A 15,821-nucleotide genomic window follows, 5' to 3' on the forward strand; every position below is an offset into this window, starting at 1 on the left:
ATTTTACGTGCCTTTCAAAATCAAACAAAATTGAAATTATTTGCAACGTGCTTCGAATACTTTGCCGTTACGATCGCGATAATGGCAGTAACGAACGTGATTCTTGGTGCGTGAATAGCCGATCAGGCCACCAGCAACAGCACCAATAGCTGCACCAGCGGCAACAGCTTTGCCACCGTGACCGAATGCAGCGCCACCCAAAGCACCAAGAGCAGCACCACCGGCACCCCACTTGGCAACTGTTTTTTCATTCTGCGTACAAGCAACTGTCGAGAATGCGAACATCAAAACGATAAATAATGAACACAATTTTTTCATGGTTTAACTCCAGAACCCTCAATGTGTGTTTATATAGCACAGTCCAAATCGCGCGGCTCTAAAAATAGTTAATGTTCTATTAAAAATCATTATTGAAATTGCAGATATGCAACAGATGCGACATTAGGAGAGTAACGAGGAGAGAAATACAAAAAAATTGGCAAAGAAATTTTTCAATATGACAATAAAACAACCTTACGTTTAGAAAAAGACATTTCATTTGTGCGGAAGTTTTAAGAATAATGTCATGCTTTATAGCTTAACGGTTCAATGAACAGCGTCAAAATATCCGATAAGAAAAGCGTCTTATTGAAACAACAGAACCCGTATTATTAAAACGGTAGAAAGCATATTATTAAAACGACAGAAATCCTACCATTGAAATGAAATAAATCAGAATGATAGATTGCGAGCAATTTGCAAAGTCTAGATGAATAGACGATGAAAAATAAAGGGCGCTATTTTATCAGCGCCCGTTCTATTTGCGAATTTCAAACAGAAAAATTCTGTGTTCAGATTTTTATATCTTTTTTGTAATTCTTCGTATTCTTGGCAAATTGACCATGAGGACGGAAGCGCCACAAATAGGAAGGCAAAACAGCTTCCATTGCTCTTGGTGTAATGCCGACACCTTCCAATGTGCGTCCTTCAAGCTTTGCTTCTTCCGAAACAATGCAATCTTTTTTGAGCATTTTGATCTGTTCGGAGGTTGTCACTGTCGGGATCATCGGAATTTTTCCAAGGAGCCCAAAAATTCCGCCGATAAGGCTTCCAATTCCGAAGGGCACGGAAACCAGAGCTTTTTTCCGCATGATAACTTTGAGCATTTCTTCAATAGCATGCCGATAGGTTATGACTTCTTTGCCACCCAGTTCATAAATCTTGCCTGCCGGAATATTTCCTTCAATTGCCGCAACAACGAAATTGGCAATATCACCCACATAAACCGGTTGCAGTTTTGTCTCGCCACCGCCGAACATTGGCAACATCCATGTGAAGCGCGACATATCGGCGAGTTTGTTGAAGAACGAATCTTCCTGACCAAAAATCACCGATGGCCGCATGATAATGGCACCTTTATGGGCTTTTTGAACGGCTTGTTCACCAAGTGCTTTGGTTTTCGGATAGGAAAGGTTGGAATTGATATCGGCATTCAAGGCCGACATATGAATGAGAGGAATACCGGCACTTGCTGCAAGTTCGGAAACATTTTTTGCACCTTCAACCTGCACATTTTTGTAATTGTTTTTGCCTTGCGAATAAAGAAGGCCGGGTAGAAAAACGGCTGCATCAGCGTCAATCAGTGCACGTCCGACAGATTCACGGTTACGCACATTGGTCTTCATCATTTGCGTTTGACCGACTTCACCGATTTGCAACATATAATAGGCAACTTCAGGCCGACGCACAGCAATGCGAACCCGATAGCCACGTTTTGTCAATGTTTCGACCACATGGCGACCGACAAAACCTGAACCACCAAAAACGGTAATGAGTTTCGGGTATTGATAAAGTTCGGTACTGAGCGTCATAGGGTGCACTCCTCAAAAATCTTCAATCTTTGCCTTTATATGGTTTAGCTTGTTTTGGCCCGAACGCAAGTCTTTTGAACTATTCTCATTAAATGTTGAAGAGATTAACAATCGTTTTATTCCGGTGGTGTCCCATTTTTCTTCAAAAAGTCACCGGCCATATAAAGCGAACCTGCAACAAGAATGGTTCTTTGAGGTGTGAGACCGGAAATTTTTTGGAAAGCGTCTTCAATTGATGTCGTAGTTTCGGCTTCCAGACCGGCCGAACCGACAACTTTAGCCAATTCTTGAGGCGCTACACCACTATCGCTTGATAAGACCGGTACAGTGTAAACTTTGTCGACAAGACCTTTGAGTTCTTTGAAATAATGGAAGGAATCTTTTGTGTTGATCATACCGGCAACCATGGTTACCGGTCCCGCTCCTTTTTCTTTCCAATGCCTGATTTCCTGTGCAATGACTTTCGCACCTGCCGGATTATGCCCGCCGTCAAGAAAAACTGTCATCGTTTTTGGCAAAGAATCAATGAGCTTGCCGACTTTGATGCGCTGCATTCGCGCAGGCCAGACAATATTTTCCATAGCTTTGGCAATATCCTGATCGGTCAATTTGAAACCGGCATGGATTAGAGCTTCAATGGCGCTCGCTGCATTGCTGATTTGATGGTCACCGCGAAGAGAGGGGAGCGGAAGTTCTTTAAGGCCCTCTTCGTTTTGGAAAACCATATGCCCATGATCATTATAGGCCTCAAAATCCTGACCATAAATGACGAAAGGAGCATGGCGTTTTTGCGCAATGCTTGTCAAAACGTCGATAGCACCATCGCTTTCCTGCTTGCCAATAACAAGCGGGACAGCTTCTTTGATAATGCCGCCTTTTTCGAAAGCGATCTTTTCAACCGTATTGCCGAGCAAAGCAACGTGATCGAGCGATATGGGCATAATAAGAGAAACGGCCGGCTTTTGAATGACGTTGGTTGCGTCGAAACGCCCACCCAGCCCCACTTCAAGAATGACAGCATCTGCCGGATGTTCGGAAAAAAGCAAAAAGGCAACGGCCGTCAACAATTCGAAAACTGTAATCGGTTGGTTCCGATTGGCTTTTGTTACCCGCTCTATTGCATCGGCAAGAGTATCATTATCAACAAATTTGCCACCACCTGTTCCACCCAAGCGGTAGCGCTCGTTCCAATGAACAAGATGGGGAGAGGTATGGACATGAACGCTATATCCGGCACTTTCAAGAAGCGCACGGCAAACCGCCGCCGCTGACCCTTTTCCATTGGTTCCCGCAATATGGATAATCGGCGGCAATTTCAAATGCGGATTGCCGAGATTTTCCAAAAGCCGCGAAATACGATCGAGCGAAAGGTCAAACCCTTTCGGATAGCGCTTGAGAAGGCTATTGATAAGCGTATCTACCCGATTTTCGGTCATTTCATTTCAAGCAGCTTTATTACCGTGATGTTTGCCCGAATGCTGTTCAGGTGCCGGCAATTTCATCATCAAGCGCAAAAGCTTGGCAATGGTCGACTTCAGTTCAAGTCGTGAGACCACCATATCAACCATACCATGTTTGAGAAGATATTCGGCGCTCTGGAAACCTTCCGGCAGCTTTTCGCGAATGGTTTGCTCGATCACGCGGGGACCGGCAAAACCGATCATTGCACCGGGTTCTGCTATATGGACATCACCCAGCATGGCGTAAGACGCGGTAACACCACCTGTCGTCGGATTGGTCAAAACAACAATATAAGGAAGCTTTGCATCCTTCATCATCTCGACCGCAACAGTGGTGCGTGGCATTTGCATGAGAGAAAGTGTGCCTTCCTGCATACGGGCACCGCCAGAGGCCACAAACAGAACCAAAGGCCGTTTTTCCTGTATGGCTGTTTCGAAAGCCTTGATAATGGCTTCACCTGCCGCCATGCCAAGCGAGCCACCCATAAAGGCGAAATCCTGCACGGTCGCTATAATAGGAAGGCCTTCAATAGTACCGCGTGCATTCATAATATCATCGTCAACACCGAGTTTTGAACGATAATCTTTCAAACGGTCGATATAGCGCTTTTCATCGCGGAATTTCAGCGGGTCAATGACAACTTTCGGATTTTCCAGAAGTTCATAGGCGCCATCGTCAAAAAAGCTTTCCAGACGGGCTTTTGCAGGTATGCGCATGTGATAGCCCGAGTTCGGAACGACATATTGGTTTTTTTCCAGATCCTTGTGAAAGACCATTTCACCGCTGGCAGGGTCTTTGACCCATAAATTTTCTGGCATCTCACGACGACCAAACATCGAGTTGATCTTCGGACGAACATAATTGGTAATCCAGTTCATCTATGTCACCTTATCCTGTTTGTTGGCAAAGCTTCAATTCAGCCTTTTCTGGCTTCCAATACACCTGCACTCAATTGCTTTACAAGGTCGCTTGCCGCTTTTGCCGCATCACCTTTCGGGTGGCCATTTTCATCAAGAGTAGAAGCAATGGCGTTGACAATTGCACTTCCGACCACAACACCATCAGCAGCGCGACCAATTTTTGCTGCCTGTTCTCCGGTCTTGATGCCAAAACCAACAGCAATCGGCAAAGACGTGTGTTTTTTAATATTTTCCACCGCTTTTGCTACAATATCGGTATCAGGCAGGGCTTGGCCGGTAATGCCCGTCATCGAGACATAATAGACAAAACCGGAGGTGTTTTCCAGTACTTTCGGCAAGCGTTGGTCGTCGGTTGTCGGTGTCGCCAGACGAATGAAATTGATATCCGCTTTGACTGCGGGCAAGCAAAGTTCGTTATCCATTTCCGGCGGCAAATCAACAACAATCAAACCGTCGATATCGGCTTTTTTTGCGTCAACCAGAAATTGATCCACCCCGTGCACATAGATCGGATTATAATATCCCATCAGCACAATTGGTGTGGTCTGGTCGGTTTTACGGAATTCACTAACGAGTTTTAAAGTTTTGTTGAGTGTCTGGCCTGCTTTTAGCGCGCGCAGACCTGCAGCCTGAATGGTCGGGCCATCCGCCATCGGGTCGGAAAATGGCATTCCAAGCTCGATAACATCGCTACCGGCTTTCGGAAGTGCTTTCATAATTTCAAGTGAGGTGTCAAAATCCGGATCCCCTGCCATCATATAGGTCACAAGAGCCGGACGATTGTTATTCTTGGCTTTTTGAAATGTTTCTTTGATACGTGTTGTCATAGCCGCTCTCTCAAACTCACATATTCATGCCAAGAAGTGTTCCGACAGTGTGCACATCCTTGTCGCCACGACCGGAAAGATTGACAATGATAATCTGTTCTTTATCCATCTTCGGCGCTTCCTTGATGGCTTGCGCAACAGCATGCGAAGATTCGAGCGCCGGTATAATGCCTTCAAGACGTGTCAAAAGCTGGAAGGCTTCCAATGCTTCTGTATCAAGAATCGGCACATATTCAACACGCCCCTTATCTTTGAGCCACGAATGTTCCGGCCCCACACCGGGATAATCAAGACCTGCCGAAATCGAATGGCCTTCAAGAATCTGGCCGTCATCATTCTGGATAAGATAAGTGCGATTGCCATGTAAAACCCCCGGACTTCCGGCCGTCATCGAAGCGCAATGCTCGTTCCCTTTAAGGCCACGGCCACCTGCTTCAACGCCGATAATTCTGACAGTTTTATCGTCAAGGAAGGGGTAGAACAGCCCAATCGAATTCGAACCGCCGCCAACGGCAGCAATCAACAGATCGGGAAGGCGACCTTCGCGCTCGAGGATTTGCTCTCTTGCTTCTTTGCCGATGACGGATTGGAAATCCCGAACCATTTCCGGATAGGGATGCGGGCCTGCAGCCGTGCCGATCAGATAATAGGTATCGCGTACATTGCTTACCCAATCGCGCAAAGCTTCATTCATAGCGTCTTTCAATGTGCCGTTACCGGCTTTGACCGCATTGACCTTGGCACCGAGAAGTTCCATGCGGAACACATTTGGCTTTTGCCGTTCGACATCGGTCGAGCCCATATAGACAACGCAAGGCAAACCAAAACGCGCGCAAACTGTAGCCGCAGCGACACCATGTTGTCCGGCGCCGGTTTCGGCAATGATACGGGTTTTGCCCATGCGCCGCGCAAGCAGAATTTGTCCCAGACAATTATTGATTTTATGGCTACCGGTGTGGTTCAGATCTTCCCGTTTCAAATAGATTTTCGCACCGCCAAGATGCTTGCTCAAACGCTCGGCATAATAAAGTTTCGATGGACGGCCCGCATAATTGGTGGAAAGATTTTTCAGTTCGATATTGAAAGCCGGGTCATCCTTGGCCTCGTTATATGCTTTCTCCAATTCCAGAATAAGCGGCATCAAAGTTTCGGCAACAAAACGCCCGCCATAAATGCCGAACATCCCCGCTTCATCGGGGCCTGTTTTAAAGGAATTGATTTCAGCCGACTTTTCCACGTCAGTCTCCTTAATTTTCAACGGCTTTTTTGACAGAATCAAAAAAACCTTCAATCAATTTTGTGTCCTTAACACCGGGGGCACTTTCAACGCCACTTGAAACATCAAGAATGTCGGGAGCGGCAATCCTTATCGCTTCTTCCACATTTTGCGCATTCAATCCACCGGAAAGCACGGTTTGACTATCTTCGTCAAGCGACTTTAACAGCGACCAGTCAAAAGAGACGCCATTTCCTCCCGGCAATTGTGAGCCTTTTGGAGCTTTGGCGTCAAATAAAAACATATCGGCTATACCACGATAGGCAGAAACCTGATCGAAATCCGATTGCTCACGGATGGAAAAAGCTTTGATAACCGGCAAGCCAAAAGTTTTGGCAAGCTGTTTCACGCGTTCGGGTGATTCATGTCCATGAAGCTGAAGAATATCCGGTTTGACATGAGCAACAATGTCGGAAAGCAATTCATCATCGGCATCGACCGTGACAGCAACAAGCTTAACCGGCTTTTTGACAAGCGGGCGCAATAGCTCTGCCTCTTCAATTGAAAGATGACGCGGGCTTTTGGCAAAAAAGATAAAGCCGAGATAATGCGCACCGTTGTCGATGGCAGCTTTAATTGCTTCAGGTGTTTTCAATCCGCATATTTTTACAAGAGGCTTCATGATCTCTTGTTGTCACAAAAGTCGGATAAAGTCGAGAAGATGTTGAAAATGTCGGTAATCTATCTCGTTATTGACTGATTTTTTTAGACAGACTTTTGTGGAGATAGGTCATCATTGCCGCAGCAAAAAGCGGCGTCAGCAAGTTCAACACCGGCACAGAAACAAAAAGTGCAATGATAACACCGCCACAAAATACATAAATTGCATTCTGTTTATAGAATTGGCGGGTGTCAGCCTCTGTACGGTGTCGGCAGGCGGCAAATTCAAAATATTCGCGGCCGAGAAGATAGCCATTGATTACATAGAAAGCGAAGAGATTGACGCCGGGGAAGAAATAGAGAACCAGCGCAATGATATTACCGACAATGCTCAAAGCCAGAAATTTCAGCGAGATGACAAGCGAACGGCCGAGCGGCATTGCAACGCCGACCGGATCGTCGGGATAATCTGTTTTCTCGATGATTTCGGCTGCATCATCCATAAAATAACCGCCGATCAAGGATGCAATCGGGGCAATTAAGAGTGCCATAAGCAGAGCCAACCCCACCGAAAAGACGATCACGGCAACAAATCCGAGCCAGCCCGCCCAATCGGGAAAATCAGGCATATATTGTTGTAGGAACGGCCAAACATAATAAAGGAATAATTCGCGCAAGCTGAACCATAAAATTGCCAATAACAGCAATGTTGCGCTCAATGCTTTCCATAGCATGGAACGGAAGGGCGGGGTAAAAAGGCGCGAGAAAGCGCGATAGGCTGCGTCAAAAATCATGGGGATATAGATAGAAAGCAGACAAAAAGAAACAAGAGGGGCTTTAGCTCTCTGGTCTTTTGTGTTCTGAACGAGTAATGAGCGAGGGAGAATAAAATACGGAGAGAGCGAGATGGCACATTATGATGTTTTGGCAATCGGCAATGCAATTGTCGACGTGATTGCCCGTACGGACGAAGATTTTCTGGTCAATAACGGTATCATCAAAGGGGCAATGAATTTGATTGATGCGAAACGTGCCGAACTTCTCTATTCGCGTATGGGGCAGGCAGTCGAAACATCGGGCGGCAGTGCAAGCAATACAGCCGCAGCACTTGCCAATCTTGGTGGCAAAGCTGCTTTTATGGGGAAAGTGGCAGCCGATCATTTGGGGCAGGTTTTTGCCCATGATCTTCGTGGACAAGGTGTTGTTTATGATACGCGGCCTCTGGAAGGTCGTGCACCGACTGCTCGTTGCATGATTTTCAATACACCCGACGGCGAACGCTCCATGAATACCTATCTTGGTGCTTGTGTCGAATTCGGGCCGGAAGATGTCGAAGCAACGAAAGTTGCCAATTCCAAAGTTGTTTATTTTGAAGGTTATCTGTGGGATCCGCCACGCGCAAAACAGGCTATGCGATTGGCTGCAAAAATAGCCCATGAAAATGGAAACCAGATGGCAATTACCCTTTCTGATTCCTTCTGTGTAGATCGTTATCGTGGCGAATTTCTTGAACTCATCCGCACAGGCACGGTCGATATTGTGTTTTCAAACGAATCGGAACTGCTTTCGCTTTATGAAACTTCATCATTCGATATGGCCATTACCGCTATTCGTAACGACGTTCGCGGCTTTGCCTGCGTCACGCGCAATGCCAAAGGCTCCATCATTACATCGCGGCAAGAAACATTCACGGCCGGTATTTATCCGGTTGAACGGGTTGTTGACCAGACCGGTGCCGGTGATGTTTATGCGGCCGGTTTCCTCTATGGCTATACCAATGATATGTCGTTTATAGATAGCGCACGGCTTGGCGCTCTGTGTGCCAGTACCATTATCCAGCAAACCGGACCACGTGCACAGTTTTCATTAAGAGATGTTGCAACGCAAGCGGGGCTTATTCAGGCCGGATAAGTCGGGTGACACTTATTCGGACGGTGGGTTTTTACCTTGTCTTCCGTGCGTAGCAATAGCGTTGGAGCTTAAGCTTTTTACGCGCGTAATATACCCGACAATAATTGGGTGAGTGAAAGAACACTCTCAAAAACAAGGGGGTCCTTCTTGTCGACAGGAAGGCCCCCCTTTGAATTTTTGTTCACCAATGCAAAATAGCGATTCTGGCAAAGAATAAAACAAGTGTGGGGGGGTAAAACAAGTGCGGGAATAAATCAGCTTTGCCCGCTTTTGCCGTTTTCCATGAACACTTGGTTTTCTATGAAAGCTTGGGTTTTCTATGAACACTTATTGGTTGAGACTGTTCGAAATTGCATTGAACATCAATGAAGCTTCAAGTGGCTCGGCAGAAAAAGATGGTTCGGCTTTTTCCCATGTTGACCACTGGACAATCACCATATTCTCCTGCTGGTTGACGACGAGCATCTGCCCGTAAATTCCCAAGCCCCACATTGTTTCCGAACTGCTCAGACCAAGTTTCGGCGAAACATTTTCTGCTGCTTGAGGCACGGCATTGTTCCACCATTCAAATCCGTAACTTCCTTCCGGATGATTTTCAGTAACGGAATTTGTTGCTTTGTTCCATGTGCGTGCGTCAACAACCCAATGATCAGGCAGTATCGTTTTGCCTTCAGGAAGGAACCCGTTATAAAGTACAAATTGTCCGAATTTTCCCCAATCTTCCAGCGTCGCATTGAAACCGTGAGCGCCGGTATCATGCTTTCCTTTTTGATAGCTGTGCCATACACCGTCACTGACCATACCGTAAGGTTTCCAGATTTTTTCCTGTAAATATTGGGCAAGGGGCATCTTCACAGCTTTTTCCAAAGTGTCACCTAAAAGCCAAGCACCACCTGATGAATATGACCACACTTTCCCCGGAGCAGCCTGTTTCACGCGTTTTTTGTTGATCACAAGGTCATGGACGCAAGAATAGGCATTGTCCAAAGCTTCACATTGAGTAAGTTTGGCAAAATCGGAATTGTCATCTTCATAATTTTCATCCCATTTGACACCGGATGTATGTTGCAACAATTCTCTTATGGTGACATTTGCCCACACAGTGCCTTTTACGTCGGGATTATAGCGAACGACCTTATCGTCGAGGGATTTGATCTTCCCTTCTTTAAGAGCCACGCCGACAAGGGTTGAAACGACGGATTTACCGACAGATCGGGATGTCCATAAAGTTTGGGGTGTATTGCCGCGGCCATAAAATTCCAACACTACAACGCCGTTTTTTATCACCATTAATCCGGCAATCTTGTTGCGCGCTACATATTCCTGAAGATTATAGGAATGGCCGTCAACAGTGTAGGAAACACTCGACATATCACGAATTTGTCGCATCAATGGACGAGGGGTTGCGTGTTTGAAGACATCACCGGGATAAGCGCGATAATCATTGCGAAAGCCGATCATCCGGTCTTCCATGTTCCATTTCAACATATTTTTGACATCGGGCAATTTTTCATCCACCGGTGTGGGGCATTCTGTAAGTTCCGGAACTCCGCAAGGGGAGCTCGCATAAGCATTCGGAAATAAGCCAAGCCCCGCCAATATGACGCTTAATCCAAATAATTTCGTTTTCATTCTTTCCAATATCCTTTTTAACAACTTTTAAAATATGTAAGCTTCAAATAGCGTATTGGTAGTATGCTTCCAATTATCAACACATTCTAAAAAGACAATTTTGATAAAAATTACGAAATGTAAATTTATCAGAATACAATTATTACCGCAAAAAATCTGCTTTCACGAAAAAAATGTTGCTATTTTTTCGCCAAGTTTTTTAGCAACTTCTTCTTTGTTCATTTTCGGCCACGCTTCGACAGCGTTACGGCTCACACATGAAATTCTGTTATAATCTCCCCCCATAATGCTGTTTCCATCTTTATCGACAGAAACATCATTGGCCAGAATGAAATCGGCACCTTTTTTATCGAGCTTCTTTTTCGCATTTTCGATAAGATCATTGGTTTCTGCGGCAAAACCGATAACGAGTTTCGGCCGGTTTGCAGCATGGCCGATTGTGGCAAGAATATCCGGATTTTCGACCATTTCCAATGTCGGGGCAGATTGGTCGGCTTGTTTCTTGATTTTTTGCGTAGCACTTTCGGCACTGCGCCAATCAGCAACGGCGGCAACAAATATGGCACCATCGGCAGGCAAAGCGCGTTTGACTGCATCAAGCATTTCTATTGCCGTTTCAACATGAATTGTTTCAACGCCATACGGGTCGGGAATGCTGACGGGGCCGGAAACGAGTGTGACACGGGCGCCAAGATGGTGGAGAGCTGTGGCAATTGCGTGCCCCTGTTTACCTGAAGAGCGGTTTGCAAGATAGCGCACCGGATCTATCGGCTCGTGGGTAGGGCCTGATGTAACAATGATATGTTTGCCCGAAAGCGGCTTTTCCGAAAAACCGATAATGGATTCGACAGCGGCAACAATTTCGAGCGGTTCGCTCATACGCCCCCGTCCGGCTTCACCCCGTTCGGCCATCTCTCCACGATCGGGACCAATCATTCTGATCCCGTCTGCGAGTAAACGCTCGACATTGCGTTGTGTTGCCGGATGGTTCCACATTGCCGGATTCATCGCTGGCGCAATAAGAATCGGGGAATTGGCGGCAAGAAGAATAGCTCCCGCAAGATCATCGGCAATGCCATTTGCCATTTTTGCAATCCGGTCTGCTGTCGCAGGGGCAACAACAATCAGGTCGGCAGAACGGGCGAGCCTGATATGGCCAATATCATGTTCATCCTGGCGGGAAAAAAGATCGGTAAAAACATGCCCCCCTGAAAGGCTGCCCGCAGCAAGAGGCGTCACAAATTCTGTTGCCGCTTTTGTCATCACAACAGTAACATTTGCTCCCCGCTCTTGTAATCGGCGAATGAGATCAAGCGCTTTATAAGCCGCAACTCCGCCGGTTATAATCAAAACTATCGAATTTGATTTCAATGATTGCACTTCTTTGGTGCTGGCTTTTTCCGGAAATATTTCGCCATTGTTGCCGGACATCAACAAAAGCCGCGCTTCTTCCTCCATGGAACGTTTGTTTTTTGCAGCGTTAAGACGAAGTTTTTCCTTTGCTTCATCCGGTAAATTGCGAATTGTGATGCTCGCCATAAAAACCTCTTATGCAATCAATGCAATCAAAATTTAATTAGTCTTTTAATGCGTTTTTGAACTGTCGGCAAGCTGGAGGCGTTTTTTTCGGTTCATTTTCCGAATGAAGAGTCCGCCGGGCTTTTAATAGATATTATTTGTGGAACCGGTTTTTTATCAATAGTTTTCTGGAAAAATAGTTTTTCCGCGATAAATCTGGACATGTGTCATATTTATAAAGAATAAATTTATATATTGAGGAAAAATTTATGCGTTATTCATTTTCCTTTTTTTCATGCCTTACAGTTTTTTCGTTCATAGTGTTCAATCCTGCTTACGCGCAACCGCCAGCTTCTACAGGGAGCGGTTTTGCTGTGACGAATAACGGATGGGTTTTAACAAATGCCCATGTGGTAAAAAATTGCCAATATGTGAAAATCGGTGATTTCGGAACCGGAAAGGACATCCGTATCGATTCTCATGATGATCTTGCTCTCATAAAGTTACCTGACGGTGTGAAAACAAGGCCCCTCTATCTCAGGCGGAATGTTATCAGGCTTGGCGAAGATATCATCGCACTCGGATTTCCTCTTGATGGTCTATTGTCGGACTCGATAAAAACGACGACCGGTAATGTCAATTCGCTTTCAGGCGTTGAAAATGACATCCGCTATCTCCAGATTTCAACCCCGATACAGCCCGGAAGCTCCGGTGGTCCTGTTATCGACCGGCAAGGTCATGTCATAGGCATCACCACATCCGGTTTGTCGAAAACTTTTGCCGACGAGTCGGGTTTTATCGCACAGAATGTCAATTTTGCAATCAGAGCCAGAGTAGCCGAGCTATTTTTGGAAACCGAAGGCATTGCTGTTTCCTATGCCGACGAAGATAAGGGCGGATCATTTCGTTCAACAGCCGACATTGCTGAATCAACATCTCCTTCGGTTTATAAAATTTTGTGTTATGGCGAAAAAAATAGCGGGACGGATGACGCCGTTCGCAGTGATGGAAAAGAACAGAAATAACGAGCTTCCGGTTGGCCGCTCCGAACTTTGTTTTTTGGTCTTTTCCTCTTGAACACGAAAATGACGGTGAAAATATTATCCTTTTCCGCAATCCGAAAATATTATTGTCAACTGCGTTTTTTAACCTCGCACACTGTCTGTTAAGGCCTTTAAAAGCAATTCAAAGGCAGTATGACCCGATGTTGAAATAGCGTTCGGGGCAGCGTGACGCAGAAATAATCGAGCCGAATAGAAGCTCTGAATATGTGCCAAATATATGCGCCATTTTAATGGCGCTGACATAAGCGTTGACACATTCCGGAGGAGAGAAAAACTTTTCCCGTCAAATGATGATTTTGCAGTCTATTAGATTAGTCCGGCAGGTTATATGACAAGCTTGTAAGTGATGATCACCATGCAAACAGCGATTAGAATGACAGCATATCGACCAAATCGATTTTGTTTTCCCTGCATCAGAGCAAATCTCTTCAGTGTATCATCATCAAGATGAAGGCCTTCCTGCGCCATTTTATCAGCACCTTTCTGAATGCGTTCGACGCTTCGGACAAGTTCCGGTGTTCTGCGGGCAAAAGTAAGGAGCGATTGCGCACCTTCGGTCAAATCTTTTGCCATGCCGATGGGCCCCAAATTTTTTGTAATCCACTCTTTTACAACGGGCTCGGCAGCTTTCCACATATTGAAATGAGGATTAAGTGAACGGGAAACACCTTCCACAACCACCATGGTTTTTTGTAACAGCAATAGCTCCGGCCGTGTTTGCATGTCGAAAAGTTCAGTCACTTCAAAAAGCAGGGTCAGCAGTTTTGCCATGGAAATTGTTTCGGCCGATTGACCGTGGATCGGTTCGCCGATGGCGCGGTTCGCCTGTGCAAAGCTTTCCATATTTTGGTGGGGAGGCACATAGCCGGCTTCAAAGTGCACATTGGCAACACGCCGATAATCACGGGTAATAAAGCCATATAAAATTTCAGCAAGAAAACGTTTTTCCTGTTTGCCAAGCCTTCCGGTAATGCCCAAATCGACAGCGACAATACAACCGTCTTTATCTACAAAGAGATTTCCCGGATGCATATCCGCGTGGAAAAAGCCGTCGCGCAATGTGTGTTTCAGGAAGGATTGCATGAGCGTAACGGCAAGAGCATCAAGGTCGAAACCGGCAGCTTTAAGCCCCTCGATATCCGACATTTTGATGCCGTCAATCCATTCCATGGTCAGAACATCACGCCCTGTCCGCTCCCAATCGACTGCGGGAACACGAAAACCTTTGTCATTTTGTGTGTTCTCGGCAATTTCGGAAAGTGCCGCCGCTTCAAGGCGCAAATCCATCTCGATTTTTGTGGTTTGTGCCAATGTGTCAACAACGCTTACCGGCTTTAGCCGTCGGGAAGCCGGCACATAGCGTTCCTGCATTTCGGCTGCAAGATAAAACCCCTCAAGATCTTTGGCAAACCGCCGTCTTACACCGGGGCGGATAACCTTGACGGCCACTTTACGCAGACTCCCGTCGGGGTTCCTCACCGTTGCGGGGTGAACTTGCGCCATCGAGGCGGCTGCAATTGCCGGACCGAACTCGACAAAAAGATCATCTATTTTGCGGCCGAGCGACCCTTCGATTTGGGCAACAGCCTGTTCATGAGGAAAGGTATCGACATGATCTTGTAGTCGCGACAGATCTTTTGCAACTTCCGAGCCGACAATATCAGGACGTGTTGCAAGAAACTGGCCGAGCTTGATATAGGAAGGCCCGAGTTTGTTTATTGCCCGTGACATATTTTCGGAGCGATTGGTTTGTTTACTTCTTTTTCTGGCAAACCAGCCAGCGATACGATGGAAAAACGCCATTGACGCAGGTAAGCCATCGCTTGGAAGTGCGCTCAGCACACCCTCTCGTGCCAGAATAAAACCGACACGTAAAAGACGTAAGGATGCGGCAAGTTTCGACATTCAAACCTTCCAGCCAGAGTGCATGGCAGCAATGCCACCGGTAAGGTTACGGTAGCTTACATGGGAAAAACCGGCTTCCCGTATCATTGCGGCAAAATCTTCCTGCTTGGGAAATTTGCGGATTGATTCAATAAGGTAGCGGTAAGATTCTTTGTCACCGGCAATCATTTGGCCAACGCGCGGTATGCCCTGAAACGACCAGATGTCATAGAGTTTATCAAGAATCGGCATTTGAACTTCCGAAAATTCCAGACACATAAATCGGCCACCCGGCTTCAAAACGCGATAGGCTTCCGACAAGGCTTTGGCAATGTGGGGAACGTTACGGATGCCGAATGCAATCGTATAAGCATCGAATGTATTGTCTTCAAAGGGCAGTTTTTCTGCATTCGCCTCGACAAAATCAAGATAGGGCAGGAGGCCGTTTTTCTTTGCTCTTTCGCGCCCCACTTCCAGCATGGAACTGTTAATGTCAAGAACCGTTGCATGGGCGTGGCGACCGGACGCTTCAACGATACGGAAAGCAATGTCACCCGTACCACCAGCCACATCAAGAACTTTATACCCGTTAAGATGCGAGGGGTGAAGCCATGCAACAAATGCATCTTTCCACAAGCGGTGCATGCCAACCGACATGACATCATTCATGATGTCGTATTTTTTGGCCACAGAATGGAAAACTCCGTTAACCATCGACTGTTTTTCCGATTCGTCGACCTTCTTGAAACCGAATGTTTCTTCCATCCCGCCTTTTGCGCCGACGCGCTCTGTTTCAGCAGTCATATTTGTGACCTTTCAAATTTATACCGTCTTTTTTCTAGCCTAACTTGCCCGTTTAGGGAATGGGCTCTGATGAA

General features: G+C 46.3%; 14 protein-coding genes. 2 read left to right on the forward strand and 12 right to left on the reverse strand.

Going from position 1 to position 15,821, the window contains the following annotated elements; translation table 11 throughout:
* Positions 1–36: 36 nt before the first annotated feature.
* From H3S83_RS02240 to H3S83_RS02275, 8 genes are all read right to left on the reverse strand, one after another.
* Positions 37–318: a hypothetical protein gene (locus H3S83_RS02240; RefSeq protein WP_198238795.1), complete on the reverse strand. Its 282-nt coding sequence runs from the start codon at positions 316–318 to the stop codon at positions 37–39.
* A gap of 512 nt (positions 319–830) precedes the next feature.
* On the reverse strand, positions 831–1,850 hold the full coding sequence (locus tag H3S83_RS02245; protein WP_198238796.1) for a complex I NDUFA9 subunit family protein: 1,020 nt from the start codon (positions 1,848–1,850) through the stop codon (positions 831–833).
* A gap of 116 nt (positions 1,851–1,966) precedes the next feature.
* Positions 1,967–3,286, reverse strand: coding sequence for a folylpolyglutamate synthase/dihydrofolate synthase family protein (locus tag H3S83_RS02250; protein WP_198238797.1), 1,320 nt, complete (start codon positions 3,284–3,286; stop codon positions 1,967–1,969).
* A gap of 6 nt (positions 3,287–3,292) precedes the next feature.
* Complete coding sequence (accD, locus tag H3S83_RS02255; RefSeq protein ID WP_198238798.1) at positions 3,293–4,189, reverse strand: acetyl-CoA carboxylase, carboxyltransferase subunit beta; 897 nt, start codon at positions 4,187–4,189, stop codon at positions 3,293–3,295.
* Positions 4,190–4,227: 38 nt separating this feature from the next.
* Entirely contained in the window at positions 4,228–5,058 is an 831-nt protein-coding gene (gene trpA, locus H3S83_RS02260) for a tryptophan synthase subunit alpha (protein ID WP_198238799.1), read from the reverse strand.
* Between the two features lie 16 nt (positions 5,059–5,074).
* A complete protein-coding gene (gene trpB / locus H3S83_RS02265) occupies positions 5,075–6,241 on the reverse strand; it encodes a tryptophan synthase subunit beta (protein WP_077973392.1) in 1,167 nt (388 codons plus the stop codon).
* A gap of 64 nt (positions 6,242–6,305) precedes the next feature.
* A complete protein-coding gene (locus H3S83_RS02270; protein WP_198238800.1) occupies positions 6,306–6,956 on the reverse strand; it encodes a phosphoribosylanthranilate isomerase in 651 nt (216 codons plus the stop codon).
* Between the two features lie 67 nt (positions 6,957–7,023).
* Positions 7,024–7,728, reverse strand: coding sequence for a sulfate transporter family protein (locus tag H3S83_RS02275; protein WP_198238801.1), 705 nt, complete (start codon positions 7,726–7,728; stop codon positions 7,024–7,026).
* A 112-nt stretch (positions 7,729–7,840) separates the two neighbouring features.
* Here H3S83_RS02275 and H3S83_RS02280 point away from each other — a divergent pair, with 112 nt between their 5' ends.
* Complete coding sequence (locus H3S83_RS02280; protein WP_078038887.1) at positions 7,841–8,845, forward strand: adenosine kinase; 1,005 nt, start codon at positions 7,841–7,843, stop codon at positions 8,843–8,845.
* Between the two features lie 327 nt (positions 8,846–9,172).
* Here the strand turns inward: H3S83_RS02280 and H3S83_RS02285 are convergent, their stop codons facing one another.
* Complete coding sequence (locus H3S83_RS02285; RefSeq protein ID WP_198238802.1) at positions 9,173–10,477, reverse strand: serine hydrolase; 1,305 nt, start codon at positions 10,475–10,477, stop codon at positions 9,173–9,175.
* Positions 10,478–10,639: 162 nt separating this feature from the next.
* Positions 10,640–12,016, reverse strand: a complete 1,377-nt coding sequence (gene coaBC / locus H3S83_RS02290; protein ID WP_198238803.1) for a bifunctional phosphopantothenoylcysteine decarboxylase/phosphopantothenate--cysteine ligase CoaBC — start codon at positions 12,014–12,016, stop codon at positions 10,640–10,642.
* A gap of 248 nt (positions 12,017–12,264) precedes the next feature.
* Between coaBC and H3S83_RS02295 the strand changes: the two genes are divergently transcribed.
* Positions 12,265–13,020: a S1C family serine protease gene (locus H3S83_RS02295; RefSeq protein WP_198238804.1), complete on the forward strand. Its 756-nt coding sequence runs from the start codon at positions 12,265–12,267 to the stop codon at positions 13,018–13,020.
* A 363-nt stretch (positions 13,021–13,383) separates the two neighbouring features.
* Here H3S83_RS02295 and ubiB read toward each other — a convergent pair whose 3' ends face one another.
* Both ubiB and ubiE read right to left on the reverse strand, forming a co-directional pair.
* Positions 13,384–14,964: a 2-polyprenylphenol 6-hydroxylase gene (gene ubiB / locus H3S83_RS02300; RefSeq protein ID WP_198237971.1), complete on the reverse strand. Its 1,581-nt coding sequence runs from the start codon at positions 14,962–14,964 to the stop codon at positions 13,384–13,386.
* Complete coding sequence (gene ubiE / locus H3S83_RS02305) at positions 14,965–15,747, reverse strand: bifunctional demethylmenaquinone methyltransferase/2-methoxy-6-polyprenyl-1,4-benzoquinol methylase UbiE (protein ID WP_077969987.1); 783 nt, start codon at positions 15,745–15,747, stop codon at positions 14,965–14,967.
* Between the last annotated feature and the right edge of the window lie 74 nt (positions 15,748–15,821).

This window comes from Bartonella sp. W8122 (assembly GCF_016102485.1).
In the GTDB taxonomy this organism is placed as follows: domain Bacteria; phylum Pseudomonadota; class Alphaproteobacteria; order Rhizobiales; family Rhizobiaceae; genus Bartonella; species Bartonella apihabitans.